The 25,327-nt window shown below is 55.2% G+C and carries 23 protein-coding genes; 9 read left to right on the top strand and 14 right to left on the bottom strand.

The genetic code is table 11. The features are described from left to right. Positions 1-46 precede the first annotated feature (46 nt). Positions 47-226 (bottom strand): hypothetical protein, encoded by a 180-nt coding sequence (locus tag SGR01S_RS12630; RefSeq protein ID WP_037422395.1) that lies wholly within the window; start codon positions 224-226, stop codon positions 47-49. Here SGR01S_RS12630 and SGR01S_RS24210 point away from each other — a divergent pair. The 3 genes from SGR01S_RS24210 to SGR01S_RS12620 all read left to right on the top strand — a co-directional run bounded on the left by SGR01S_RS24210 (position 225) and on the right by SGR01S_RS12620 (position 1,814). Further along, complete coding sequence (locus tag SGR01S_RS24210) at positions 225-422, top strand: hypothetical protein (protein WP_037422398.1); 198 nt, start codon at positions 225-227, stop codon at positions 420-422. The two genes, SGR01S_RS12630 and SGR01S_RS24210, sit on opposite strands and share 2 nt — an antisense overlap. A 265-nt stretch (positions 423-687) precedes the next feature. Then, entirely contained in the window at positions 688-1,170 is a 483-nt protein-coding gene (locus tag SGR01S_RS12625) for an anti-virulence regulator CigR family protein (protein WP_061807603.1), read from the top strand. 113 nt (positions 1,171-1,283) lie between these two features. Then, positions 1,284-1,814 (top strand): chorismate mutase, encoded by a 531-nt coding sequence (locus SGR01S_RS12620; protein WP_061807602.1) that lies wholly within the window; start codon positions 1,284-1,286, stop codon positions 1,812-1,814. A gap of 8 nt (positions 1,815-1,822) precedes the next feature. Here the strand turns inward: SGR01S_RS12620 and SGR01S_RS12615 are convergent, their stop codons facing one another. From SGR01S_RS12615 to hutC, 4 genes are all read right to left on the bottom strand, one after another. After that, positions 1,823-3,358: a serine hydrolase domain-containing protein gene (locus SGR01S_RS12615; RefSeq protein ID WP_061807601.1), complete on the bottom strand. Its 1,536-nt coding sequence runs from the start codon at positions 3,356-3,358 to the stop codon at positions 1,823-1,825. A 253-nt stretch (positions 3,359-3,611) separates the two neighbouring features. Next, complete coding sequence (hutG, locus tag SGR01S_RS12610) at positions 3,612-4,415, bottom strand: N-formylglutamate deformylase (RefSeq protein ID WP_061807600.1); 804 nt, start codon at positions 4,413-4,415, stop codon at positions 3,612-3,614. Next, positions 4,412-5,635 (bottom strand): imidazolonepropionase, encoded by a 1,224-nt coding sequence (gene hutI, locus SGR01S_RS12605; RefSeq protein ID WP_037422413.1) that lies wholly within the window; start codon positions 5,633-5,635, stop codon positions 4,412-4,414. The genes hutG and hutI overlap by 4 nt, the downstream gene beginning before the upstream one ends. A 159-nt stretch (positions 5,636-5,794) precedes the next feature. Beyond that, entirely contained in the window at positions 5,795-6,550 is a 756-nt protein-coding gene (gene hutC, locus SGR01S_RS12600) for a histidine utilization transcriptional repressor HutC (protein ID WP_061807599.1), read from the bottom strand. A 177-nt stretch (positions 6,551-6,727) separates the two neighbouring features. Here hutC and SGR01S_RS12595 point away from each other — a divergent pair, with 177 nt between their 5' ends. From SGR01S_RS12595 to SGR01S_RS12585, 3 genes are all read left to right on the top strand, one after another. Next, the gene (locus SGR01S_RS12595) at positions 6,728-8,098 is read left to right on the top strand and encodes a formimidoylglutamate deiminase (RefSeq protein ID WP_061807598.1); all 1,371 of its coding nucleotides are present in this window, start codon (positions 6,728-6,730) and stop codon (positions 8,096-8,098) included. Next, positions 8,098-8,661: a HutD/Ves family protein gene (locus SGR01S_RS12590; RefSeq protein WP_061807597.1), complete on the top strand. Its 564-nt coding sequence runs from the start codon at positions 8,098-8,100 to the stop codon at positions 8,659-8,661. The genes SGR01S_RS12595 and SGR01S_RS12590 overlap by 1 nt, the downstream gene beginning before the upstream one ends. 67 nt (positions 8,662-8,728) lie before the next feature. Further along, positions 8,729-9,730, top strand: a complete 1,002-nt coding sequence (locus SGR01S_RS12585; protein WP_061807596.1) for a LacI family DNA-binding transcriptional regulator — start codon at positions 8,729-8,731, stop codon at positions 9,728-9,730. Between the two features lie 121 nt (positions 9,731-9,851). Here the strand turns inward: SGR01S_RS12585 and SGR01S_RS12580 are convergent, their stop codons facing one another. The 4 genes from SGR01S_RS12580 to SGR01S_RS12565 form a co-directional block, all read right to left on the bottom strand. Next, entirely contained in the window at positions 9,852-11,294 is a 1,443-nt protein-coding gene (locus SGR01S_RS12580; RefSeq protein WP_061807595.1) for a glycoside hydrolase family 32 protein, read from the bottom strand. Continuing rightward, a complete protein-coding gene (locus tag SGR01S_RS12575; RefSeq protein WP_061807594.1) occupies positions 11,291-12,550 on the bottom strand; it encodes an MFS transporter in 1,260 nt (419 codons plus the stop codon). Before SGR01S_RS12575 ends, SGR01S_RS12580 begins: the two co-directional genes overlap by 4 nt. A gap of 174 nt (positions 12,551-12,724) precedes the next feature. Then, complete coding sequence (locus SGR01S_RS12570; RefSeq protein WP_061807593.1) at positions 12,725-14,035, bottom strand: MFS transporter; 1,311 nt, start codon at positions 14,033-14,035, stop codon at positions 12,725-12,727. Positions 14,036-14,128: 93 nt separating this feature from the next. Continuing rightward, positions 14,129-14,827 (bottom strand): DAPG hydrolase family protein, encoded by a 699-nt coding sequence (locus SGR01S_RS12565; protein WP_061807592.1) that lies wholly within the window; start codon positions 14,825-14,827, stop codon positions 14,129-14,131. A 93-nt stretch (positions 14,828-14,920) separates the two neighbouring features. On the opposite strand from SGR01S_RS12565, the gene SGR01S_RS12560 reads away from it, so the two are divergent. Then, on the top strand, positions 14,921-15,577 hold the full coding sequence (locus SGR01S_RS12560; RefSeq protein WP_061807591.1) for a TetR/AcrR family transcriptional regulator: 657 nt from the start codon (positions 14,921-14,923) through the stop codon (positions 15,575-15,577). A 20-nt stretch (positions 15,578-15,597) separates the two neighbouring features. Here the strand turns inward: SGR01S_RS12560 and SGR01S_RS12555 are convergent, their stop codons facing one another. The 5 genes from SGR01S_RS12555 to SGR01S_RS12535 form a co-directional block, all read right to left on the bottom strand. Next, positions 15,598-17,244, bottom strand: coding sequence for an HAL/PAL/TAL family ammonia-lyase (locus SGR01S_RS12555; RefSeq protein ID WP_073963436.1), 1,647 nt, complete (start codon positions 17,242-17,244; stop codon positions 15,598-15,600). 52 nt (positions 17,245-17,296) lie between these two features. Beyond that, positions 17,297-18,640, bottom strand: a complete 1,344-nt coding sequence (locus SGR01S_RS12550) for an MFS transporter (RefSeq protein WP_061807590.1) — start codon at positions 18,638-18,640, stop codon at positions 17,297-17,299. After that, on the bottom strand, positions 18,637-20,295 hold the full coding sequence (gene ertB / locus SGR01S_RS12545) for a thiourocanate hydratase (protein ID WP_061807589.1): 1,659 nt from the start codon (positions 20,293-20,295) through the stop codon (positions 18,637-18,639). Before ertB ends, SGR01S_RS12550 begins: the two co-directional genes overlap by 4 nt. Further along, the gene (ertC, locus tag SGR01S_RS12540) at positions 20,292-21,383 is read right to left on the bottom strand and encodes a thiohydantoin desulfurase (protein WP_061807588.1); all 1,092 of its coding nucleotides are present in this window, start codon (positions 21,381-21,383) and stop codon (positions 20,292-20,294) included. The genes ertB and ertC overlap by 4 nt, the downstream gene beginning before the upstream one ends. 213 nt (positions 21,384-21,596) lie before the next feature. Continuing rightward, entirely contained in the window at positions 21,597-22,493 is an 897-nt protein-coding gene (locus SGR01S_RS12535) for a LysR family transcriptional regulator (RefSeq protein ID WP_037422454.1), read from the bottom strand. A gap of 180 nt (positions 22,494-22,673) precedes the next feature. On the opposite strand from SGR01S_RS12535, the gene ertD reads away from it, so the two are divergent. Then, entirely contained in the window at positions 22,674-24,053 is a 1,380-nt protein-coding gene (ertD, locus tag SGR01S_RS12530; RefSeq protein WP_061807587.1) for a hydantoin-5-propionate amidohydrolase, read from the top strand. Beyond that, positions 24,050-25,300, top strand: coding sequence for an N-carbamyl-l-glutamate amidohydrolase ErtE (gene ertE / locus SGR01S_RS12525; RefSeq protein WP_037422459.1), 1,251 nt, complete (start codon positions 24,050-24,052; stop codon positions 25,298-25,300). The genes ertD and ertE overlap by 4 nt, the downstream gene beginning before the upstream one ends. The last annotated feature ends 27 nt before the right edge of the window (positions 25,301-25,327 follow it).

Below are 25,327 nucleotides of genomic sequence, written 5' to 3'. Positions count from 1 at the left end.
GTATCAGAAACAGAAAACCCCGCTTTGGCGGGGTTTTTTTTCGTCATCACTGCGCGTGTTCACCAGGTAAATGTCTTACCGGCATAAATAATCGTCCTTTGATTACATGGCATTCATTATCGATCCAACTGATGATTTGTTCACGGCTCACGCCTTCGGATTGCGCGTAGCGGTGAAGATCGCCATTAAAGTGCTGTGTGATGTATTCCATGAGGGTCATTTGCATGTCTTTTGCTCCTGAACGCCCGTCAGTTGCCACCTGGCTACCGCGGGAGGTTAAGGTTTCTCAGACGCCGAATTTAAAGTATTGGCAACTAAATCTCAACAAAAAGCACTGGCTTGGTGCATTTGATGTCAGTATTTTAGCAAAAAGAATCCCGCACGGAGTGGCGGGAAGTATTCTGAATTATCACTTTGGGTGATGAAAAATAATTTGAGGTGCGACGAAAAAGAGCAGATTCACTCTTTTTGTGACCCTTCCAAACTACGACAAGGCTTATTTCGCTGCAAGAAAAATCTCAGCTTAAATATTCGGTATTAACGAATTATTCTGCGTTACGAGGTCGTATTCCCCGCTAGCCTGTACCATCATCTTGCGATGAGATAAATATCTCAGAGTTTTCCGCATGCTTTATGTGGAGAATTACGCCTATAGTGAAGGTAATAACCTATGCAGGAAGTCACAAAATGAGCAAGCGTCGTACTACTCTCACCGCATTAGCGCTGATTGTTTCGTTGGGCCTGTCATCCGCACCGGTTCTGGCCGATAAAGGGGGCAACGGTAACGGCGGCGGTAATGGTCATGGCAACAGCGGCAATCATGGCAACAACGGTAATCATGGTAATAACGGTAACCACGGTAATAAAACCAAAGGAAACGACGGCGACCAAGGCATGGTATCCGTCAGTATTTCCCATGAGCGTGCACGTTCTTTGGCGTTAAATTATGGGCTGACCGGATACCGTTCTTTACCGCCGGGCATTGCCAAAAATTTGGCGCGTGGTAAGCCATTACCTCCAGGCATCGCCAAGAAAATGGTGCCTTCGTCCATGCTGCATGATCTGCCTTACTATCCGGGCTATGAATGGCGTATTGCCGGCGACGACCTGGTGCTGGTTGCGCTGAGCACTGCGCTGGTGGCATCAGTGATCAATGGCGTGTTTAATTAACACGTGGTTGCACTGTTTAGAGCCTCGCTTCGGCGAGGCTTTTTATTTGCCTGAACCAAGGGATCGTGGTGAACTCTTATCCTGATTGTTTTTAAGTAAATAAGGACATTGTCATGTTCAGGATGTTATTGATTGCCTGTTGTCTGGTCAGTTTTTCCGCGCTGGCTGAGGGTGGCATGGCACTCGGTGAGCTTGTTAACCAGCGGTTGGCGTATATGAAAGATGTTGCAGGCTATAAGGCACAACACAATCTGCCAATCGAGGATTTGGCGCAAGAGGCCAAAGTGCTGGCAAGTACGGAGGCTGAAGCGGGGCGTTTAGGATTGGACCCGCTTTCTGTGCGACCTTTTATCAAGGCGCAAATGGACGCTGCCAAGGCAATTCAGTACCGTTATCGCGCAGACTGGCTGGCGCAGCCGGAAAGTGAGTGGCAGCCACGCCCGCTAGAAAGTGTACGACCGCAGATTGCTGAACTCAGTAGCCGCATTTTACAACGACTGGCGACGGATTTGAAAAACGGTCCGTTGACGGAGAGCACGCGCAGCGCATTTATCCACGCGATTGATCAGCCCAACCTGAGCGATGCTGATAAGCAGCGTTTATTTACCGCCTTGCTAGCCGTCAGGGTTAGCAAGGCGGGGTGACGATGGGGTTAATCGCAACCCACACCGCTGCGCTGAAAGGTTAGCACTCGGCTGCGATTGGCAATCAAATCCACGCTGTAACCACGGAAGTACAGGCAAAAGCGTTTTAACCATGGGCCGTCATTGCTTTCAACCAGCATGCGGCCCTGGCCGAGTGAACTGATCGTCCCGGTCTGTGCCGCGGGGCCAACCCCAATATGCACCTGATCACCGCAAATTTCGAAAGCGGTGCGGTACTGCGGGTGATACCACAAACCTTGCACGTGTTTGAGACAGTCTCGGTTGGGTGTCACGGGCAGAAAACTGCGTGTCACATGGCCCACTTCACCTTCAACGGCTTCACCGGTCCATTTGAGCCGTATCGGCATATGGGCTGAAAGCGACACGGCGTAACCATCATCAGCCTGATACAGGGGTTCATCGCTCCCCAAATAGGCGACGTTGCCGTTCTTAACTTCCAGCCAGTAGGGTTCAGCCACCGTGGCATAAATGCCATCAGGAATCGCCGTACTGCGTTGTGGCAGCGCTTCGTCCAGCAAGGCGGCCATGACCTGCAGTGCCATGGCGAAGCTGTCACAGTCCTCGCGGTTGGCGACCAATACGACGCCAGCCTGATGGTCAGGCGCCAACAAGAAATAGGTTTTGTAGCCGGCATGTGAACCGCCGTGCCCCAGCAGGCGATGTTGGCCGAGCGGGGTTTGTGCCAGTCCCAGACCATAAGCGCTGAGTTGACCTTGATTGAGATGGCGCGGCGCGCTCAGTTGTGCCAATACCCCGCGGCCAGGGCCTTGATCGGCGAGCAGCGTTTGTAACCAGCGGGTGAGGGCATTGGCGCTGCCCGTCAGGCTACCGGATGCAGAAAGGTGCAGACCTGCACTGGCGAGTTGCCAACCCTGTTCTGAACGCCAGTAACCGGGTGTTAGGCCGGGCACGACGTCAAACCAACTTTCTGGCGCTCGTAGCTGCACCTGCAATGGCTGGGCGATGTGCTGTTGCACCAGTTGGTCAAAATCATAGCCCTTGGCTTGTAATGCGGCTTCGACCAGCCGGTAACCGGTATTGGTATAGGTGATTTCACTGCCAGCGGGGTAGTTCAACCCATTTAGACCTTGCAGAAACTGCATCACCGGTTGCGCCTCGCTGCGAGTGTGCACCGAGATGCCTAGCAACCCCAAGGTTTCACGCACGTCGGGGAGTCCGCTGGTCATATCAAGTGCCTGACCGACCGTGACATCTGCCAGCGGGGCTTGCAGTTCAGGCAGCAAGTTGCCAAGACGGTCATTCAGGCTGATGGCGTTGTCAGTGGCGTTCAGTGCCAGCGTGGCGAAAATATGCTTGGTGACAGAAGCGTAGCGGACCACGCTGTCGGCGGTAAAAGGGGTGTTTTGCGCCAGATCGGCAAGACCGGCGCTGGTGGTTGCCCGAATCTGCATAGCGTCGAACAGGGTAATCGCTCCACCGGGTTGGCCGTCGGGCTGCCAATCAGCCAACAGTCGGTTGGCAACCGCCTGTGCGGCGCGCCAGTTTAGCGGGATTTCAGACATATCTAGCCTCCAGGATGCGTTATCAATTTGTGCCCCAACGGGCTTTTCGCCAGATTGTCGCGTACCACGCAATCTGCGGGCCGCTGTTTTGTGCGCTGTTCCGACCAGATACGGTGATTTTCAGTCAAAACTGCGATGCAGTACGCAAATCGAAGCGGCAGAAGGGACGGAGGCAAAATGTGTGCCACAAGATAAGGCGTTAAAGCGGGGAAATGCGAGGCAAGAGCGGTGCCTCGCATCAAACTGAGAAGACTTAGTGCGGCAAGCCGCCCCAGGAAAGCAGACTGTCGATCATTTGTTTGAGCAGGCGTTGCAAGGAGGCAGCGCGTTGTGGATCAAAAGCAAAGGGATACTGCTCGGACATGTAATTCACCTGTGCCAGCTCAAGTTGAATGGCATGCTGTTGCTCTTGCGGCTTGCCATAAGCGCGGGTGATGTAACCGCCTTTGAAACGGCCGTTAAGCACGTGTGTGAACTGTTGCTGTTGTTCACAACAGGCGACCAGACGATCGCTCAGCGCAGGGGCACAGCTTTCACCGCTGTTGGTGCCTAAATTGAGGTCTGGCAGCTTACCGTCGAACAGGCGTGGGATCACCGAGGCAATAGAGTGTGCGTCGAAGAGCAGTGCGTAACCGTGTTTCGCTTTTAATCGTGCCAGTTCATCCTGCAATTGCTGGTGATAGGGTTGCCAGATAGCTTGCAGATAACGGGCACGCTCCTCGTCAGAGGGTGCCTTGCCGGGCAAAAAACTCGGACGGCCGTCAAACAGCACATCAGGATACAGACCGGTAGTGGCGGTGGTGTACAGCGGCTTATCATCTGCCGGACGGTTCAAGTCAATGACAAAGCGCGAATAATTGCCGACCAATACGCTGGCCCCCATCACACGGGCAAAGTCGTACAACTGCGGGATATGCCAGTCGGTGTCAGGCAGTGGTCGCGCATCGTCGGTCAAACCGGCTTCGACCGCCGGTGTTAATCGAGTACCTGCATGGGGAATGCTGATCAGCAACGGCAGGCTGCCGGCATGGAAATCAAAAGGATCGCGAATGGTCATTGACGTACTTCTCCTCGGAAAATCACCGTACAGGGCAGTTGTCCACCCAACCAGTAAGCCAGTTCAGCCGGTCGCGACAGCGGCCAGTGTACAAAATCTGCTACCTTGCCTGCTTCCAACGTGCCATGACTGGCTTGAAGGCCCAGCGCTTTAGCCGCGTGAACCGTGACACCGGCAAGGGCTTCTTCCGGTGTCAGGCGGAACAGGGTGCAGGCCATATTGATCATCAAACGCAATGACAGTGCCGGTGAGGTACCTGGGTTGGCGTCACTGGCAATGGCCATCGCTACACCGTGCTTACGGAACAAATCAACCGGCGGACATTGGGTTTCGCGTAACAGGTAGTACGCCCCTGGTAGCAGCACCGCCACGGTACCGGCGTCACCCATTGCTCGGGCATCTTGCTCGGTGGCGTATTCCAGGTGATCGGCGGAAAGCGCATGGTGCTGTGCTGCCAATGTGCTGCCGCCCAGAGCGGAAAGTTGTTCGGCGTGCAGCTTCACTGGCAGGCCTGCGGCTTCAGCGGCAGCGAATACTTTAGCCACCTGCGCCGGTGAGAACGCCAGGTGCTCACAGAACGCGTCGACAGCGTCTGCCAACCCGGCGGCCGCAGCCTGAGGAATAATGGTGTTGCACACCAGATCGATATAGTCGTCGGCGCGGTTGGCATACTCCGGCGGTAGAGCGTGCGCTGCCAGGCAGGTGGTTTTCACCTCGACCGGCAAGTGTTCGCCCAGTCGGCGTGCGACACGCAGCATTTTTAGTTCGCTTTCCGGTGTCAGGCCGTAGCCCGACTTGATCTCGACGCAGGTCACGCCTTCTGCCAGCAGAGGGCGCAATCGGAACAGAGCCTGTTCCAATAACCGCTCTTCATCGGCGTCGCGGGTGGCTTTAACCGTGGAAATGATGCCGCCGCCTTGGGCGGCAATCTCGGCATAGCTCACACCGTTCAGACGTTGTTCGAATTCACCGCTGCGATTGCCACCGAACACCAGATGCGTATGGCAGTCGACAAAACCTGGGGTGATGATGCCGCCGTCGAATTTCACTGTTTCATCCGCGATCAGCGTAGCTGGCATTGCCGCGTGTTCACCCAGCCAGACAATTTTTCCGTCACGTACGGCGATCGCGCCGTTGCTGAGCGTGTGGTATTTGCCGTCGCGCATGGTGACGATATCGGCCCCGTGCCACAGGCTGTCGCAGTGAATCTCAGAGGTCATTGCTTTTCTCCGCTGGAGCCTTGGCTCCCACATGGTTGTATATACAATTAAAAACAACCTAGCGCATTCATTGGATTGTCACAAGAGGCGGGATAAAAATTTGTTATCGAGATGTGATCGTTGTGGAAGGGCGGGTGCAAAAGCAGCACCCGCAGGGGATTATACGTCAGTGGTGAAACGGCCGAACAATTGATAACGGCTACCGGGATACAGCAATCGCGCTGAGGTCACCACGGTTTTTCCGGACCAAGTGCGGCGATGGATAAGCAGGCCTGGTTCATGGTCTTCCAGTTGCAGCAATTCACGCTCACGGTGGGTTGGCACCACTGCCTCCACGATATGCTCGCCGGCGGTCAGCGGTGCGGCCTGTGTCAGGTAGATATAGGGCGTGACGCGATCGAAATCCTGTTTCATGTAGTCAGGTGCGATGACGGGGTTCACGCAACGGTCTTCTACCTGAACTGGAATATCGTTTTCGTAATGCACGATCTGTGAGTAGAAAAGCTGTTGGCCTGGCTGGATACCCAACGCGAGCGCTTCTTCTTCGCTGGCTGGGCGTGCTTTGAACTGTAGAATCTTGCTGCTGTGTCTATGGCCACGGGCGGCAATTTCGTCGGCGATGTTATGCACTTCCAGCAGAGCGGTGTGCGCTTTGGCTTCGGCGACAAAAGTGCCAACACCCTGCATGCGGATCAAAAAGCCCTCGGTGGTCAGTTCGCGCAGTGCACGGTTGATGGTCATGCGGCTGACGCCAAGTTCGGCCACCAGTTCACTTTCCGAGGGGACGCGTTGGTGCGGCAACCAGTGGCCTGCACGGATTTGGTTTACGATCGCCTGCTTGACCCGTTGATAGATCGGGGCAGGGGTATCGCTCATTGCAGCAGCCAGTTGCAGCACGGTCTGTTGATCAACCAAGACGTTAACCTCGTCAAATAAAAAGATAATAACACCAGTTTACTGTTGGTGTTGGCGTATGTATATGTATATACAACTAAGGGCCGGTTCGCCACAGCAATGCGATGGGCCAGTGCATTTTTCGGATGCGCGATTATCGCGCGTTATCAGCCGTTACACTAACAGTGGAATACTGCCATGCCTGCTTATTTTGCCTCACGCGCTCTGCTCCCTGAAGGGTGGGCGCATAACGTCCGGTTGGATGTTGATGTGCAAGGTTACCTGACCCAGGTGACTGCCGATTCAGATCCCCAAGGCTGCACCCATTTGCACGGCGATGTGGTACCGGGCATGCCGAATCTTCATTCTCATGCTTTTCAGCGTGCGATGGCCGGGCTGGCAGAAATTGCGGGTAACCCACAGGACAGTTTCTGGACCTGGCGTGACCTGATGTATCGCCTGGTGCAGCGGTTGACGCCGGAGCAGGTGGAAGTGATCGCCCGTCAACTGTATATCGAAATGCTGAAAGGGGGGTATACCCAGGTTGCGGAGTTCCACTATCTGCATCATGGTGCTGATAGTAATCCTTATGCCGATCGCGGTGAAATGACGGGGCGTCTCAGCCAGGCAGCGGCACAGGCGGGGATCGGTATGACACTTTTGCCGGTGTTGTACAGTTATGCCGGGTTTGGCGGTCAGCCCGCGCAACCAGGGCAAAAGCGTTTTATTCAGAATGCGGAAAGTTATCTGGAACAGCAGCAGGTGATCGCGCGTCAGTTGGCGGATCAACCATTGCAGAATCAAGGTCTGTGTTTCCACTCACTGCGTGCGGTAGAACTGAGCCAGATGCAGCAGATCCTGGCCGCGTCAGACAGCACACTGCCGGTGCATATTCATATCGCTGAACAGCAAAAAGAGGTCAATGACTGTCTGGCCTGGAGTGGCCGTCGTCCGGTGGCCTGGCTGTATGAACACCTGCCGGTGGATAGCCGTTGGTGCCTGGTACACGCTACTCATCTCGACCGTGACGAACTGGAGCAGTTGGCGCACAGCAAGGCGGTAGCGGGTCTGTGCCTGACCACGGAAGCGAATCTGGGCGACGGTATTTTCCCTGGCGACACCTATCTACAACATCAGGGACGTTGGGGGATCGGTTCTGACAGCCATGTATCACTCAATGTGGTCGAGGAACTGCGTTGGTTTGAGTACGGCCAGCGGTTGCGCGATCAGCGTCGTAACCGGTTGACCACACCAGAGCAACCGGCGGTGGCCGATGTGCTGTACCAGCAGGCCTTGCAGGGGGGATCACAGGCTTGTGGTGCACCGATTGGGCGTTTACAAAGTGGTTACCGTGCTGATTGGTTGGTTCTGGACGGTGATGATCCTTATCTGGCTGCTGCGCCTGATGCCTCAATTCTTAATCGCTGGCTGTTCGCCGGTGGCAAAGAGCAAATTCGCGACGTGTTTGTCGGTGGCCGTCAGGTGATTGATCAGGGACGCCATGCCCTGCAACAGCAGAGCAGCGCAGAGTTTCTGCAGGTGCTGAAAACCTTCCAGCAGGAGGCATAATGAGCCTGACGCGTTTTAATTTTGCTTCGCTGCCAGTGACGCCGTGGCGCAATGGTGGGGGGGAAACCCGCGAGATTGCCTGTTGGCCGCCGGGGGCTCAGGACTTTGACTGGCGCGCCAGTATCGCCACCATCGCGCAGGACGGCCCGTTTTCGGCGTTCAGCGGTATAGATCGCTCTATCACGCTGCTGGAGGGGGACGGTGTCCATCTATTTAGCGAAGGGCAGATTGATCATCACCTTTCGCAGGTGGGTGAGCCGTTCGCTTTCTCCGGCGATGTGGCGCTGAATGCGACCTTGTTAGGCGGTAGCAGCCAAGATTTTAATATCATGACCCGGCGCGGGCGCTGGGCGGCCAGAGTGCAACGCGTAACGGCGGCGACCACGCTGCCGGTGCAACATGCGGGCGTGTTGTACGTGTTACAGGGAAGTTGGCTGCTGAGTGACGGTGTCACTTTTGCGGTGCGTGACGGGGGCTGGTGGGTGGCAGGTGAGCACTCCGGCTCGCTGACGCCGCTGACGGAGGATAGCGTTATTCTGTGGGCCGACATCACACCCGGCTAAAGCGGGCTAGAGTCCAGCGCTAAGTTATGGGATTATTTGGTTTTCTATCCCACACAGAGAAGGGCGCATGGCCTCGCTGAAAGACGTTGCAAAACTTGCCGGGGTATCGTTAATGACGGTATCCCGCGCCATCAACGAGCCCGATAAACTGCGGCCGGATACCTACCAACGCGTCAAATTGGCGATCGACCAACTGGATTATGTGCCCGATCTCGCGGCACGGCGCATTCGCGGCGACAGCAGCCGCGTGCAAACACTTGGTGTGCTGGCGCTGGATACTGCAACCACACCGTTTTCTGTAGAAATGATCCTGTCGATTGAAAAAACGGCACGTGAACACGGCTGGAACAGCTTTGTAGTTAACCTGTTCGCCGACGACAACGCTGAGCACACCATTGATCTGCTGCTGGCACATCGGCCGGATGGGGTGATTTTCACTACCATGGGGCTGCGTCAGGTGACCCTACCGGCCAAGCTACTGGATAAAAAACTGGTGCTGGCCAATTGCGTCAGCCCGGAACATCGGGTTGCCAGTTACATTCCTGATGATGAACAAGGCCAGTACGACGCAATGCGTACATTGATCGCCAAAGGGTATCGTGCGCCGCTGTGCATTCACCTGCCGGAAAATACTCTGGCGGCTGGGTTGCGCCGTCGTGGGCTGGAGCGGGCCTGGCGTGAGGCCGGTGGCGACGTTGAGCAGTTGCGGCAATATCATCTTGATCTGACCGACGGCGACGAGCATTACCGCGACAGCGTGGAACTGCTGCAACGGCACTTTTCGCCAGGGCAGCGCGACTGTGATGTGGTGGTATGCGGTAACGACCGGGTGGCATTTTTGGTCTACCAGGTGCTGTTGGCACAGGGCTGGGAAATTCCCCAGCAGGTCGGAGTGCTGGGCTATGACAATATGGTCGGCATTGGTCAACTGTTCCTGCCGCCGTTGACCACGGTACAACTACCGCACTACGAACTGGGCCGCCAGGCGGCGCTGCATCTGATTAATCAGCTCGATCACCGGGATACGCGAAAAGTAGCTTGCCCGCTGCTGCTGCGTGAATCACTTTAATCACCCAGTGCGCGGTATACGCGCACTGGTAATGAATGACTGGAAACCGGTACGGGCGAACATGTTTGCCCCGTTTATCCCTTGATGATGTGATGCGGCGCCCTACCTTTAAACAAGGCGATCAGTCCCAGATGCTTTCCAACGCCCATGCCTGTAATGCGGCAAACTGCGCCTGTCCGCTTTCAGCAAATAAACTGACATCGCGTGAGTTATTGGTTGGATAAATACGGCTGGTCAGACAGGCAACGCCCTGATTGACGAAAACCTCCAACGATGAACGATCAATAAAGACTCGTAACGATAGTTCGGCCCCCTCCGGTAGGGGAACGCTGCGACAACCGCACAGCCCTGGCTCTTCACTAAACCGCTCCAACACCAATCGATGCACCTGGTTATCGACGTACAGCCGCGCAGCCTTACCGATAGCGATACCGTAACGTTCGGCATCACTGTCAGCCAGATTCAGCGTCAGGATTAATTCCTGCACCTCTCCAGCCAACACTTGGCGTTGGTTGCACAGCGACACCGTAGCCAGAGATTGTGGCTGTCCACGCAATGCAGTTAACTCCCGAGCTGGGTTCATAAGTACGTTTCCATCGGCCGCCAGCGTTAACTCACGGGGCAGAGTAAGGGCACCGGCCCAGCCATGAGCTTTGCTCGGCATGGGTGATTCCCACATGTCCATCCAGGCGAACAGCATGCGTCGGCCATCGGCGGTGGTAAAGGTTTGCGGCGCATAGAAGTCGTGCCCACCATCCAGCTCGCAAAACGGTTGGGTAACACTGAAGTCATCACCGGGCTGCCAGTGACCAAGCAGATAGCCACTTTGGAATCGGTTGCGATTGCGGTAACCCTGTGCTGCCAATCCCTGCGGGGAGAACAACAACACCTGTTTTTCCCCTAGCGAGAAGAAGTCGGGACATTCCCACATGTAGCCCTGATGCAACGTCTGTGCAGCACTCAATACGCGGTCGAACTGCCAGTCGCGCAGATCATTTGAACGGTAAAGACGAGCTTGTCCCAACCCGTTTTCCTTAGCACCAACCACCATCCACCATTGGTCAGCAGCGCGCCAGACTTTCGGATCGCGAAAGTGCTGAATACCTTCTGGAGGGGTGAGTACCGGTCCGTGTTTAACAAAATGGATCCCATCTTCGCTGGTGGCCAGACACTGCACCTCGCGCACCTGATCGTCATCACCTGCTTTGCCCAGCCAGACGTGGCCGGTATAGATCAGTGTCAGTGTGCCGTTGTCATCTACCGCGCAGCCGGAGAAACAGCCGTCTTTGTCATAGTCGTCACCGGGGGCCAGAGCGATCGGCTGGTGCTGCCAGTGCACGAGATCCCGGCTGGTGGCGTGACCCCAGTGCATCGGTCCCCAATTCTCATCATACGGGTGGTGTTGATAGAACGCGTGATAGACACCGTTAATACAGATCAGGCCATTGGGGTCATTGATCCAGCCTGCGGCCGGAGCCAGATGAAAGCGTGGGTAGTACGGATCCTGACGTTGTGCGCGTAGGGCTTCGACCGCATGATCGGCTTGAGCTAAGGCATTTTTCATTGAGTTGGCTCACTTGTTTTTATCGTGGATTGAAATGAATGCGTGCTGGTCACGGTCTCGCCGCGCAGCAAAAAGCAGGAAATCAGAGTGGTACTGGCCACCGCGCAGCCCATCAGCAAATAAGTGTCAGCAAAGCCGATGCGGTCGTAACCGTAACCGGCCAGCGGTGCCAAAATGCCGGCAACGATCTGGCTGATAAACTGAAAACCGACCAGATACAGGGTGGAGGACAGGCGGCTGTCGAAACGTGTGGTGATGTATTTGAACATGGCTACCAGCAAGATTGGCAACTCTACGGCGTGCAGCAACTTCATGGCGGAAATCATCAGTGCGCCGCTGGCAATGCCGGAGCCGAACATGCGCAGTGCCATTACGCTGCTGGCCAGCAACAGGCTCTGTTTGATGCCGATACGGTTAACCAACAGCGGTGCCAGGAACATGCCACCGGCCTCCAGAAACACTTGCAGTGAGTTGAGGAAGCCGTACATGCGATTTCCTTCCTCGTGGGTAGCGAACTGCGAGGCGAAATAGACCGGGAATTGCTGGTCAAATACACCGTAGATGCTGGTGCCGAGTACGAATACCACGAGTGCCCAAAATCCCGGTAAACGCAGCAGTGCCAGTGCGTCCTGTAGCTTCAGGTTTTCTGGTTTGCCATACTCGAGACCAGCCATGGCATTGGGTTTCAGTTCACGCACTTGCCACAGTAACAGCAGAAACACTGCCGCTGAGGCTGAGGCGATCCAGAAATTGATGTTGGGATTGATATTGTAGTTGAAACCGGCAAAGAAGGTGGCGCTGGCCCAGCCCAGTGAACCCCACATCCGCGCCCGGCCAAATTCGAAACCGACGATGCGGCTGACGCGCTCGGTATAGGATTCCAAAGCGCCAATACCGGCGTTGAACGCCAAACTGACAAAGACTCCGCCCACCAATGCGCCAGCCACCAAATTCGTTTGCAGCAACGGTGCGTAGACATAGATAAAAAAAGGACCGGTGAGCAACAGAAGCACGCCGACAAACAGCAGCAGGTGCTTACGCAGCCCTAATTTATCTTGAATAAAACCGTATAAGGGCTGTGCGCAGAGAGCCATGATCGACATTGCGGAGAAGATGAGGCCAGTTTCTGTCCCTTTAAGACCAATTTTCTGGTTCAGCCAGATGGAAATCAGTGAAAAGCTGGATGACCAGGTAAAGAAGAAGAAAAACAACAGGCCGCTGAGAAGTGCGTAATATTTTTTTGTTTCGCGGTTCATGTGAAATGCCCTGATGGATTAAATTGGGTCTATTGTTAACGTTAACTTTGCATCAGATAAAGCCATCAAAGTGAGAGGTTGCGATGTTAATCACAAAAGTTAACGTTAACATTTTGCGTGTGTGATCGAAATCACTTGGCGGGAAAATAGGGCGCGCAGGGCGCCCCAAGGGGATTAACGTTCGTTAAGTGAACGCAGATGATCGTCGCGCCGGAGGGTCATCAGCGCGAACAGGCTGACAACCGAGGTAGCGACCACATAGTAAGCGGGGATGTCAAGATTGCCGGTCTGTTTAATAAGGCCGGTGATGATTAACCCCGCGGAGCCGGAAAACACGGCATTGGATAGCGAATAGGCCAGCCCCAGACCGGTATAACGCACCTGCGTTGGGAACATTTCTGCCAGCATAGCGGGACCGGGGCCAGCCAGTAGGCCGACGACTGCACCGGCGATCATTACCGCGATGCCTTTGGTCAGCAGTGAACTGTGTGGGTCCTGCAACAGGTGCAGCAGCGGGAAGGTAAACAGAATAACCGTCACCACTGCCGTCAGCATCACTGTTTTGCGTCCCAGCTTATCGCTGAGGATACCGGCGGGCAGAATGGTCAGAGCGAAACCGATGTTGGCCAGCACGGTGGCGACCAGTGCCTGCTGGAAGGTGGCGTGCAGCGAGGTTTGCAGGTAAGACGGCATGACGACCAGGAAGGTGTAACCGGCGGCCGACCATCCCATCATACGGCCAATACCCAGAGCAATGGTTTTTGCTACGCCGCTCAGTTTTACCGCCGGTGGCTGCGTCGTTGAGCTACGGGTTTGCTGTGCCAGGGTAAATGTGGGTGTTTCCTGCAGTTTCAACCGCAGCCACAATGCCACCGCGCCCATCGGCAGTGCCAGCAGGAAGGGAATACGCCAACCCCAGTCATGCAATTGTTCCGTCGTTAATAATGCGGCCAACAGTGCCACTAAACCGGCACCGGCCAACAGCCCGAACGCTACGGTCAATGATTGCCAGGCACCGAACAGGCCACGTTTACCTTTCGGCGCAAACTCGGTCATGAGCGACACTGCGCCGCCAAACTCACCGCCGGCAAACAGCCCCTGAAACATACGTAACAGAGTCAGCAGCAGTGGGGCGGCGACACCGATGGAGGCGTAAGTTGGCATCACGCCAATCAACGCAGTGGCCACCGTCATCAGCAGTAATACTGCAATTAACGTTGGTCTGCGGCCAATACGATCGCCAATGCGGCCGAAGATCACCGCACCAATCGGGCGACAGAAAAAGGCCAGCGCAAAGGCGGCATAGGTGAGGATCAGGCTGGTGATTTCACTTTCACCCTGTAGGGTGAAAAAATTGGCGGCGATCACGGTAGCGAGAAAGCCGTAAACGCCGAATTCATACCATTCGATAAAGTTGCCGACCGATCCGGCCAGCAACGCCTGACGCGACTGGCGCGCGTCAATCACCGTTGTTTGTGTGCCCATCCCCATTCCCGTGTGTTTGAATTATTGTCACCCAGTTCTAAATTCTTATGACAAAACAATCAATTATTTTCAGCAGGAAGTGTGAGGGGGGATTCACCACGGTAAGGGGGCTGCCTCTCGGCCGTTTTCAGCGTAATACAAAGAGGGTAGGAATTGAGCCAGATAGCTGAATTCATTGTAGCAATGGCGCATCAGGTTAAAACCGATCTCATCCGGTAATTCGTCATGAGCATTGGTACAGGATTTCCCCAGCAGGAAGCGGCTGCGCAGCACGCAACCATAAGAGGTATCCCGTACCAGGTGCAGCATTTCTCCATCGAGAGGGTCACCGTTATCGTCCAGTGCTACCTGTTCACCAAAACCGATACGGGCGCAAATCGCAGCAGATAACGCCTGGGTTTCGCGTGCCTGCTGCAAGGGGTGTACAGCAAAGAAGTCTTCAGCAGCATGAAACTTCAGTCGGGCCGGTGTTGGTGGCATTTCCGCCAGCCACTCTACCGCATCGATGCTGGCACCGACATAGCTTTCACCTTTTTTCCAGTGCGAGTCCCAGCCACGATGCTCGACGTGATCGTGCGGATGCCACCAACGTATGTGTTGTGTGGTTTCAAAAAAGGTAAACCACCACTCCAGCATCCGGCCCTTGCAACCGTGCAGGTCGGTACGAATAGCTACGGTCAACAAACCATCCGTGCTACGTGTCAGGCCCATCTCCAGGCGCAGTGGTTCCGGTTTAAGCAACGCATTGATATCATTAACGCCCCAAGGGAGCACCAGCGATTGATGTGTCATAACGGTCATCCTTTTTATTTTGGAAACCATATTTGTTTCCAAAATAAGACTATGCCGGTATGCTAGCTCTGTCAACGTTGTAGAGGAATAATCATGGCAAATGAAATGGAGACACAATCGCGCTCACGCGGAAGGCCAGCGACCCCGGAAAGCGAGCTGCATGCCGCTGTGGTGGACGCTACCCTGACATTATTACTGACACAGGGCTATGCAGCCACCACCGTGGACGCGGTGGCAAAACAGGCGGGCATGGCCAAAAAAACCCTGTATCGCTTTGCTGAAAACCGAGAGGCACTGGTGATGCAGGCGATAGCAAGCTGGCCGGACGCTTTTCTGCCGGTGTTCGAACAAGATGCACTACAGGCGGCAGAACTGCCGCAGCTGCTGGAGCAGGGCCTACGAGCGATTGCACGACAGGTCCTGAGCGCACAGGCAGTGGGCATGTTTCGTCTGTTGCAGGGCGAGTTCCCGGGCCGGGAAGCGTTGTTGGTTATCTACCAGCGCAACGGCATTGAGCGCGGTCGGGCTATTGTGGCTGATTGGTTGCAACGCCAACAGCGGCGTGGCTGGCTACGTGAGCTGGAATGCATACAAACCAGTGATCTGCTACTGGCGATGGTCATGGCGGAGCCGTTGCGGCAAATGGCACTTGGTCTGTTGCCACCGGGCAGTGAAATTGATGATCGCATTGCGGCTGCGGTGGCGATGTTATTGCCTAGATTGCTCAGGGCACCGTTGCCAGTGTCCTGAGTGAGGGGGGGCGTACTGCCTTATTTACCGTATTGACGTAGTACTTGCTCGGCGGCCGCAAAATCGGGTGCCAGCGGGCGATCTGTCTCAATAAAGGGGACCTGCTTACGTACTGCAGCGTAGAGTGCCTCGGTAGGTGCAGAGAGCATAAAACCGTTGTGACGTTGCTGGCGTAAATCCACGGCCTGAGCGTCGTGAACAAGCAGGATTCCCAGCAATTGATAGCTGTTATCCACTTGCTGCTGAACGCGCTCAACCACCGATGGGGCATTGGTGGCGATGTCTTCGATATCACCGGCTACCGGGAAGTAATCGAGTGACACTGGCATTGCCAGCTCTTTGTTGCGCATTGCCAGCATCATGACCGGTTTTTCCATTGCGCCAAAGGCATGCACCGTGTGGTCGGTGCCGAGAAAACGTGTCAGGCCAGTAAATGCAGGGTTATTCAGTTTGACCACCTGTTGTGCGCTGGCCAGCGAGTTGTGTGCCAATGCTAACCCTAATTGTTCGAAGGCCAACACCCACGGCAGAGGCTCAAAGTTAGCACTGGGGAGCACGGCCCCCTTCAGGTCTCCTTCACTGACGTAACCGACGGCTTCTTGTGGTCGCTGTGACGGCGCGGTCACGTTGAGCGCAACACCCGGGTTGTCGTCAGAACTGTTCAACTGCACCAGCAACTGATCGTAAGCCTGTTGGTAGCTGTGTTGAAGTTCCCCCAACAAATAGACACCTGAGCGGAAGCTAAGCGGATCCTGCAAGGGACGGCTGTCGTCGTGTTGCCATAGGCTAGAACCTGTCAGCAGTTCACGCAGGTTTTTCCCCATGGCGGCCACTTCGGGATAAGGACGCAATGCCAGAGTATTGGCGAGGAAAGGGGATACGTTGCCATTTAGCGCTTGCAAGCTGAGTGCATAGGTCAAGGTATTGACTTGCATCAGATGGGACAACGAATCTAATGCCAATGCGCCGCTGGCGGCAGAGTAAGCATTGGAGCTGAGGATCGATAATGCGTCTTTGGCATAGGGATCAATGGGGGGCGTTTGGCTGCTTTGCAATGCGGTTTTGGCTGCTACCTTTTTGCCTTGATAATATACGTCACCTTCGCCGAGCATCGCCAATCCGACATGGCTAATGACTGTAATGTCGCCTTCACCCACCGAACCCTCTGCGGGGATGACGGGTGTGATGCCTTTATTCAGGAAGGCGACATAGGCGTCGACAATCGCTGGCTGAACGCCACCGCCACCGCTCAACAGGGCGTTGAGGCGGGTGACCATGGTCGCCCGAGCGACACGAATGCTCATGGGGTTACCTATACCGCCAGAGTGGGCATGCAACAGGCCGACGTTAAATTTTTTTGATGCGTCTACCACTTCTTGCGTTAGCTTGCCGTGCACGTCGACCATAGGGCGGTCTTTGTTCAGCCCTACACCGACTGTTAACCCATAAATTTTTAGCCCGCTCTGCGCAGCTTCTATTAATACTTTATGTGACAATGTCACTCGCTCTCTTGCTGCTGGAGCGAGGGTAACCTCTTCACCATCTGCGACGCTGGCGACAATCTGCGGAGTGAGAGAGTGACCGTCAAGGGTTACGGTGGTTAACCCGTATTGGCTGTAGCCGAGCGTGAGCACGACCAGCAGCGATAAGGTAAATTTTCCTGGCATGATGAATAGACCCTTATTATTGATTTTTATGATGTTGTAATCGCGACCTGGCTCAGGATTGTCGTTGTGGACGACGGGCGATCAAATACAGGGTGATCAGTGCCAATATGCTGGCGATCATCACGTACCAGGCCGGTGCGAAACGGGTACCGGTATTCTGGGTCAACCAAGTGAGGATTGCTGGGGCAAAACCACCGAACACGGTGACAGCCAGGTTATAAGAGACTGACATGCCGCTGGCACGAACTTCGGTAGGAAAGAGGTCTGATAACGCCGCAGGTGCCACGCCGACGAACAATGACACCAGTACGCAAAACAGTGTTTGCACCAATATCAGCATCGCTGTGGTGTGATAGGCATCCAGCAGCAGCAATAATGGGTAGCTGGCGACCAGCAATAGTGCGGCCCCGGCCTGTAAGATCTTCAGCGTCCCTATCCGGTCTGACCAGGCACCGGCCGCTACGCAGCACACCACCATAAAGCAGTTGCCGATCAGCGCTGCCAGAAACGCCTGGTGGCTTTCGAAGTGCAGGACGCGCTGGACGTAAATCGGCATATAAATAATCAGCGCATAGATACTCACGGCCCATAGGATTGACAGCCCGGTCCCCAGCAGGACTGCATGGCGATGGGTACGGAATAACAATCGCAACGGCATCTCTGGTGCACGTTTTTCTTGCAGTCGTCGCGCCTGTTCCTCCGCGAACAGGGGCGTCTCTTCCAGCGTTTTACGCATCCATAAACCGATCGGTGCGATTGATAGACCGATGATGAATGGGATGCGCCAGCCCCAGTCGCCCACTTGCTCGTGGCTGAGTGTCAGCGTGACGGCCGTTGCCACCAGTGCGCCGAGGATATTGGATATCCCCATGCTGGCCTGTAGCCATGAAGCGTATTGGCCCTTTTGATTCGCGGGGGCATGTTCGATCAAAAAGGCCGCTGCACCACCAACTTCACCGCCCGCAGAAAAACCCTGTAGCACTCGACCACACAGGATCAGCAGTGGTGCGCCGATACCAATGGCGCTGTAGGGCGGTGCAAAGGCAATGATTGCGGTACCGACGGCCATGGTCATGATAGTCAGCGTCAGAGCGGCCTTGCGGCCGACCCTATCGCCATAAGCGCCGATCACCAATGCACCGAGTGGGCGAATGACAAACCCGAGACCGAAGGCCAGAAAGGCTTCGAACAATTGAGTACCGGGATCGTTCGGGTGAAAGAAATTCTGCGCGATATATACCGCAAAAAAAGCGTATACCGAGAAGTCATACCACTCCAGCGCATTGCCGACAGAGGCGGCGGCAATCGCTTTGCGGCCACTGCTTTTTTTGCGTGGCGTAACACTGGCGTCTGTGGCCAACAGCGGAGATATTGATGGAGCCGTGCTTTTATTCATCGTTCTTCTCCACGAGGCAGTGAGATATACGGCAGGGATTTTTCAGCAATCTCGTCCAGTGACTCTTGATAACCGGCGTCGGCGTAGCGCATCACGCCCGTGCTGGTGTCGTTGGTCATCGACAGCTGCAGGCGTTGGGCCGCCGCGTCGCTGCCGTCAGCAACGGTGGTGATACCAGAACTGGTCATATAACCGCTGTAACCGCCGCCACCGGAGTGGATAGCCACCAGATCTGCCATGGAGGCGCAGTTGACCAAGGCATTCAGCAGTGGCCAGTCGGCGATCGCATCGGAGCCGTCCTTCATCTTTTCAGTCATGATATTGGGGTGTGTCATTGCACCGGCATCGAGATGATCGCGTGTGAAGGCGATTGGGCCGGACAAACGACCGTCCGCCACCATACGGTTCACCTCTAGCGCCAGTTCGGTGCGTTCACCGTGGCCGAGCCAAGCGATGCGTGCCGGTAAGCCCTCGAACGGAACATGCTGACGTGCCAGGGCGATCCAATTACTGACGATGCGATTGTCGGCGAAGCGTTGCAGCAGATAGTCGTCAATCACACGAATGTCATCGCTATTATTGGACAGGGCTATCCAGCGGAATGGACCGATGGCACGGCAAAACAGCGGACGCAGGAAGGCTTCGGTGAAAATAGGGATCTCGAATGCACGCTCAACACCGCCCTGATGGGCGTGAGTGCGTATAAGATTGCCGTTGTCGAACACTACCGCTCCGCGATCCATAAAACCGAGCATGGCCTGTACGTGCTGAACGATAGAACGGCGACTGGCTTCCATCAGGGCATTGATGTCTTTTTCGCGCTGTGCCACGACGTGATCGAGGCTATACCCGGCAGGGACATAGCCGTATACCAGGTCATGCGCTGCTGTTTGGTCGGTGACGATATCCGGGATTACGCCACGGGCCAGAATCGCCGGGTAGACCTCGGCGGCATTACCTAGCAGGGCGACAGAAAGCGCTTCTTTGCGCTGCTGAGCGGCAGCGATCATCGTCAGTGCCTGGTTGAGATCTGCTGCTTGATGCTGAAGAAAACCATTTTTTAGCCGTTTGTCGATGCTGGCTTGATTGACTTCGATGGTCAGAATCGCGGCATTGGCCAGGGTGCCTGCCAGTGGTTGGGCGCCGCCCATGCCACCCAACCCGGCGGTAAGAATAAAACGCCCACGTAGATCGTTGTCAAAATGCCGTTCGGCAATGCGCGAGAAGATTTCATAGGTACCCTGGATCACACCCTGCGAACCAATATATTGCCAGTCGCCGGCGGTCAGTCCTCCCCAGCAGATCAGATTCTCTTTTTCCCAACGGTAGAAGTTTTCTGCTTTCGCCCATTGGCCGACCATATTGCAATTGGCCATGATCACCAACGGTGCATTAGCGTGGGTTTGCAACAAGCCGATTGGTTTGCCGGACTGCACCAACAACGTCTGGTCTTCGCGCATGGTTTTCAGTGCGTGAACAATGGCATCGTGAGATGGCCAGTCACGTGCAGCCCGGCCAAGAGCGGCATATACCACCAGTTCATCCGGATTCTCACCTACTGCCAACACATTCTCCATCAGGCGCAGCAGGGCCTCTTGCCGCCATCCGCGGCAGCGTAACGTGGTGCCGGAGGTCACCCCAAAGGTTCTTTTCATGCGGCATCTCCTGTAGGCAGGTAACTGCGTAGATCGATACCCAGCGTTTTTTCCACCGGGGGATAGACCGCAGGATCAGTAACCGACGACGAGAGCGGGAACTGAGAGTGATGCATATGGAAAATTACGACGTCCATTCCGGGTTTCAATTGTCCAGCGCTGATCGGGTTACCGTTGATATCCAGCGTGGTGATGACGTCCGGATAGCTGGCAATTCGCTCACCGTGCGCATCTTCTACAGCCATATGTTCATTCATGACGTGGATACGGCGTAGCCCATTGCCCTGACCGATCGTCACAATGCCGACGTCAAACGCCTCGTCGGTATAGCGTAAACTGTTGTCGGTAACGACACCGCTGCCGATAATTTGGCCACCGGTATGGCGGCAGATCGCATCAACAACATGACTGCCCCGTGCCTTCAGAATACTTTCACCTAATGAGATCGCCTGGCTGATACCGCCCAGCGCTGCATGTTGACGTACATAGGCGGCCGGAATCGGGTTGCGGCAACTGGCGATAAATCCCCCCGACATGTCGGCCGCTTTACGCAGCACTGGCGATACCTTGGCGGTAGCACCTTTCACGACTAACTCGATATAAGCATTCTGTGTACGGTTACCACCGACGGCGGCCTGAATCATTGGTTGCGGACTGGAGGCCAGGCCTATTGAACCCATATCACCGGTTGGATGAGCGCGCAGATCGCCGACGGCATCAACGACCTTGCAGCCCAGAATTGCCGCCGGCAACCAGCCGTTGAGGGTACTGGACATGCCATTTTGACCGACCATCAATCCCGCAATAGGGGCGCCCAATTCCTGTTGTACCAGTTGAACCGCCTTGACGTAGTCGACACCCAGCATCTGCCAATCGGTCAGGCCGCCGGGAGCGCCAATTGCCGCGGCGGTGGCGATCCAAGCATCATCAGCCAACTCATCAAGAGTGACCAACTCTGGTCGGCCAATCGTCACGGCCAACCGCCCCAGCTCCAGGCCGTGTGCAACCCAGCCACCGCCGCCGCAGGCAAATACCGAGCCGCCTTTTACTGCGGCTTCTACATCATCAAGTGTTAAAACACGCCCCATGGTCTGTGCTCCTGAAAGTATCGGTGAGATTGCGCTTGAATGAATAATCTGTGAATAGTTGCGCTACCGGAATTCGATACTAGGGGGCAGATAACCAAAATGTCGCATTACTTTTTATCACCTGCATATAACAAAATGTTAACCAATGGCATGCGGGGAATAATATGCCGCAATCATGAAAGATGGCGGCAAGAGGGAGGGCGGGAAAATGGCTTAACGCGACCAGTGGATCTGCACCGATTCCAGCGTTTGGATAAATGCTTGAGCCAAGCGGGACAGCGGTTCGTACATCCCATGCACGATACTGATGGGGGTGTTTGCGGTGGGTTCTATCGGCCGAAAAACCACCTTGGTCCATACCGGTCCGTTGGCGGTGATTTCGTCGATCAAGGCTATGCCCACCCCGGCTTGTACCAGTGCGCAGGCAACGTGGATCTGTTGCACCTCGACGGTGGGCCTCAGAAGAATGTCTGCATCGTTCAACAGTTTGCGTACCAGCTGGCCGATAGGGATGTCGGCACCGTAGCCAATAAAGGGTTGATCGATTAAATCTTCGATGCTAATCACATTTTTAGCTGTCAATGGATGAGAGGCGGGTAACGCCACCACTAACCGGTTCTCGTACAATTGGCGCGAATGAACGTTGGGATGACCTTCATGCAGAAAGGCGACACCCAACTCAACCTGTTGTGTTAGTACCGCTTGCAAGAGCACATCCGGGATCATGGTGTGCAGAATTACCCGAGCTTCAGGCAGTTGTGCATGAAACTTGGCGATGGCACTGGGGATAAGACCTTGCCCCAAACTTGGGCTACAGGCTATGCGCAGGTGCCCCATGCGGTTTTGTATCAAATCTTCAGCCACTTCGTTGACCCGCTGTACCCCTTGATACACCGAGTTGACTTCGACAAACAGGTGACGTGCTTCTGGTGTTGGGTACAGACGCCCCTTGATGCGCTCAAACAACGTCAGGCCTAACCGTTGTTCGGTATAGGCGATGAGCCGTGAAACTGCTGGTTGAGAAACGTGTAGCAGTTTTGCGGCACCGCTGATCGAGCCGGTCAACATGATGGCGCGGAACACTTCGATTTGCTTGAGGTTTAAACGCACACGTCCTCCAGAGTGGTTAACATTTTGTTATGCATGAGTGATAAACAAGCATAAGACAGAATAGATAGCCTCACCCTACACTGGCCTTGGTATCGGCACAACTGGTCGATTGATAACCTGAGATATGTGCATTTTTATGCACTTATCGTATGAGGTGTAATGTAATAAGGGGGGAGCGTTATGAATTTGAATCAACGACCAGAGCTGGTGGTAAAGGGCAATTTGGTGGATGCCGAACGGGTGACACCTGACGGTTGGCTGGCGATCGCCGGCGGTAAAATCATAGGTAGCGGCAGTGGACCGGCTCCTGAGGCACACAAGGTCATTGATGCCAGCGGTAAGTGGATCTTGCCCGGCGTGATTGACGGTCAGGTGCATTCTGGCAGTCAGGCTAATCAGGAAGGGCTGGGATGGGCATCGCGTGCGGCGGCGGCTGGCGGTATCACGGTGATGGTTGATATGCCCTATGACGATCCCGAGCCGGTGGCTTGCCGCGCACTGTTGGATGCTAAGATTGCCGAGGTCGAGCGTGACTGCCATGTCGACGTAGCCTTGTTTGGCACTCTTAATGCGACCTATGGTTTTGACGCTGCCGCGGGTCTGATCGAAGGTGGCGTATGTGCCTTTAAATTCTCTACTTTTGAGGCCACGCCGGGGCGCTTCCCTCGAGTAGATGAAGATGACCTGATGCACGCTTTTCAGTTGATTGCGCCCACCGGGCTGGCCTGCGCGGTACATAACCAAATGCAGGAGCTAACGCGTAAGAATATTCAACGGATGATCGACAATGGTGATACCGGCTGGGATGCTTTTATGCGTGCCCATACGCCCTTGATTGAAAATCTGGCAACGGCACTGATTTATGAGATGGGGGCAGAAAGTGGTGCTCGCGCCCATGCGGTGCATGTTTCCACGTCACGCGGTTTCGAGCTGTACCGGATGTATCGGCAGGCCGGATATCCCGTCAGTATTGAAACGTGCGTCCAGTACCTGATGCTTAATCACGAACAGCATACGCGCCAGTTTGGTGCCAAAACCAAGCATTACCCACCGATCCGCCCAAAAGCAGAAACGGAGCTACTGTGGAGTCATATTGCGCAGGGCGATTGTACTTTCGTTTCGTCCGACCACGTTAGTTGGGGGCTGGAGCGGAAAGGGGATACCAACGTGTTCAAAAACGCGTCCGGAGGACCCGGGTTGGAGACCTTACTGCCCGCACTGTGGACGGGTTGTGAGCAACACGGCATCGCACCGACGACCGTGGCACAGCTGTTGTGTCGCAATCCTGCTCGCCATTTCCTTCTAGACGATCGCAAAGGGGCGTTTAGCTCCGGCATGGACGCTGACTTTGTCATCCTGCGGCCGGAACATTATCGATTTGACCCGGCTCACAGCCTGTCTGCAGTCAAATGGAGCGCTTTCGAGGGCATGGAATTTAGCGTGCGGGTAGAAACAACCTATTGCCGCGGGCAGGCGGTTTTCGCCGATGGGCATATTGTTAACACGCCGGGGACGGGCCAGTTCCTGCGTCCGCACATTGCCAGAGGAGAAAACCAATGACAGAGTTAATCAATAGTGAACGCTTATGGGCACGGGTCAATCATCTGGCACAAATGACGCTGCCGGACGTACCTTGGACACGGCGTGCCTTTACACCTCTGTTCAGTGAGGCGCGCATCTGGCTTGCTGAGCAAATGCAGCTGGCCGGACTGACAGTGACGCTGGATGAGGGGGGCAATCTGATTGGACGTCGTGCTGGGTTACGCAATGATTTGGCGCCAATCGTCACGGGATCGCATTGCGATACCGTGGTTGGCGGCGGGCGCTATGACGGCATCATCGGTGTATTGGCGGGGATTGAAATAGCCCATTGTCTGCACCAACAGGCAATTGCTTTGCAGCATCCGTTTGAGGTGATCGACTTTCTGTCCGAGGAGCCGAGTGATTATGGCATTTCTTGCGTTGGTAGCCGGGCGCTCAGCGGTGAGTTGGACAGCGACATGCTGGCGGCGAAGAATGCACAGGGTGAAACTCTGGCGGAGGCCATGACGCGCATTGGTGCCCAGCCTGAAAAACTGACCCAACCGTTGCGCTTGCCTGGAGGCACCGCCGCTTATATTGAATTGCATATAGAACAGGGTCCCGTACTGGAGCGTCAACAACTGCCAATAGGTGTTGTGACGCATATTGTCGGCATTCGACGGGTATTGGTGACGGTGATTGGGCAGCCGGATCACTCTGGTACTACGCCTATGGATATTCGGCGCGATGCGTTGGTCGGTGCTGCGCATGTTATCGAACAGGCCGATGCCGCGGCATCGCGACAGAGCGGAAACCCACATTATGTGGTGGCGACCGTGGGCCGTATCGCCATGACGCCTAATGTACCCAACGCAGTACCGGGGCGGGTGGAGTTGATGCTTGAAGTCCGGAGCGACAGTCAGCAAGTATTGGATAGCTTTCCTGAAGTGCTACGGGAGAATTGTCTTGCGCGGTTACAGACATTGGGTTTGCAGGCGGAATTACAGCACGTTAGCCGAGCACGTCCTACCGCCTGCGCGGAAACGGTAATGCAGGCGATTGATAATGCGGCACAATCACTCGGGTTGGCCAGTCGCCGTCTGCCTAGCGGAGCCGGGCATGACGCCGTTTACATGGCACCGACCGGGCCGGTGGGAATGGTGTTTATTCCCTGCGTGAACGGGCGTAGTCATTGTCCTGAAGAATCGATTACCGAGCAACAGTTGGCGGACGGCGCCAGGGTATTGGCGCAAGCATTGATTAATTTGGATAAGCAATTGGCGTAAAAAAGGGGCCTATTGGCCCCTCAGCAT

It is taken from the genome of Serratia grimesii NBRC 13537 (assembly GCF_001590905.1).
In the GTDB taxonomy this organism is placed as follows: domain Bacteria; phylum Pseudomonadota; class Gammaproteobacteria; order Enterobacterales; family Enterobacteriaceae; genus Serratia; species Serratia grimesii.
Note: the sequence above shows the minus strand (reverse complement) of the source record. Positions and strands in the feature narration are given on the sequence as shown.

Coding starts and splice junctions, on each gene's coding strand:
- SGR01S_RS24210 (WP_037422398.1), top strand. CDS start 225: ATGTCTTTTGCTCCTGAACGCCCGTCAGTTGCCACCTGGCTACCGCGG.
- SGR01S_RS12630 (WP_037422395.1), bottom strand. CDS start 226: ATGCAAATGACCCTCATGGAATACATCACACAGCACTTTAATGGCGAT.
- SGR01S_RS12625 (WP_061807603.1), top strand. CDS start 688: ATGAGCAAGCGTCGTACTACTCTCACCGCATTAGCGCTGATTGTTTCG.
- SGR01S_RS12620 (WP_061807602.1), top strand. CDS start 1,284: ATGTTCAGGATGTTATTGATTGCCTGTTGTCTGGTCAGTTTTTCCGCG.
- SGR01S_RS12615 (WP_061807601.1), bottom strand. CDS start 3,358: ATGTCTGAAATCCCGCTAAACTGGCGCGCCGCACAGGCGGTTGCCAAC.
- hutG (WP_061807600.1), bottom strand. CDS start 4,415: ATGACCATTCGCGATCCTTTTGATTTCCATGCCGGCAGCCTGCCGTTG.
- hutI (WP_037422413.1), bottom strand. CDS start 5,635: ATGACCTCTGAGATTCACTGCGACAGCCTGTGGCACGGGGCCGATATC.
- SGR01S_RS12595 (WP_061807598.1), top strand. CDS start 6,728: ATGCCTGCTTATTTTGCCTCACGCGCTCTGCTCCCTGAAGGGTGGGCG.
- SGR01S_RS12590 (WP_061807597.1), top strand. CDS start 8,098: ATGAGCCTGACGCGTTTTAATTTTGCTTCGCTGCCAGTGACGCCGTGG.
- SGR01S_RS12585 (WP_061807596.1), top strand. CDS start 8,729: ATGGCCTCGCTGAAAGACGTTGCAAAACTTGCCGGGGTATCGTTAATG.
- SGR01S_RS12580 (WP_061807595.1), bottom strand. CDS start 11,294: ATGAAAAATGCCTTAGCTCAAGCCGATCATGCGGTCGAAGCCCTACGC.
- SGR01S_RS12575 (WP_061807594.1), bottom strand. CDS start 12,550: ATGAACCGCGAAACAAAAAAATATTACGCACTTCTCAGCGGCCTGTTG.
- SGR01S_RS12570 (WP_061807593.1), bottom strand. CDS start 14,035: ATGGGCACACAAACAACGGTGATTGACGCGCGCCAGTCGCGTCAGGCG.
- SGR01S_RS12565 (WP_061807592.1), bottom strand. CDS start 14,827: ATGACACATCAATCGCTGGTGCTCCCTTGGGGCGTTAATGATATCAAT.
- SGR01S_RS12560 (WP_061807591.1), top strand. CDS start 14,921: ATGGCAAATGAAATGGAGACACAATCGCGCTCACGCGGAAGGCCAGCG.
- SGR01S_RS12555 (WP_073963436.1), bottom strand. CDS start 17,244: ATGCCAGGAAAATTTACCTTATCGCTGCTGGTCGTGCTCACGCTCGGC.
- SGR01S_RS12550 (WP_061807590.1), bottom strand. CDS start 18,640: ATGAATAAAAGCACGGCTCCATCAATATCTCCGCTGTTGGCCACAGAC.
- ertB (WP_061807589.1), bottom strand. CDS start 20,295: ATGAAAAGAACCTTTGGGGTGACCTCCGGCACCACGTTACGCTGCCGC.
- ertC (WP_061807588.1), bottom strand. CDS start 21,383: ATGGGGCGTGTTTTAACACTTGATGATGTAGAAGCCGCAGTAAAAGGC.
- ertD (WP_061807587.1), top strand. CDS start 22,674: ATGAATTTGAATCAACGACCAGAGCTGGTGGTAAAGGGCAATTTGGTG.
- ertE (WP_037422459.1), top strand. CDS start 24,050: ATGACAGAGTTAATCAATAGTGAACGCTTATGGGCACGGGTCAATCAT.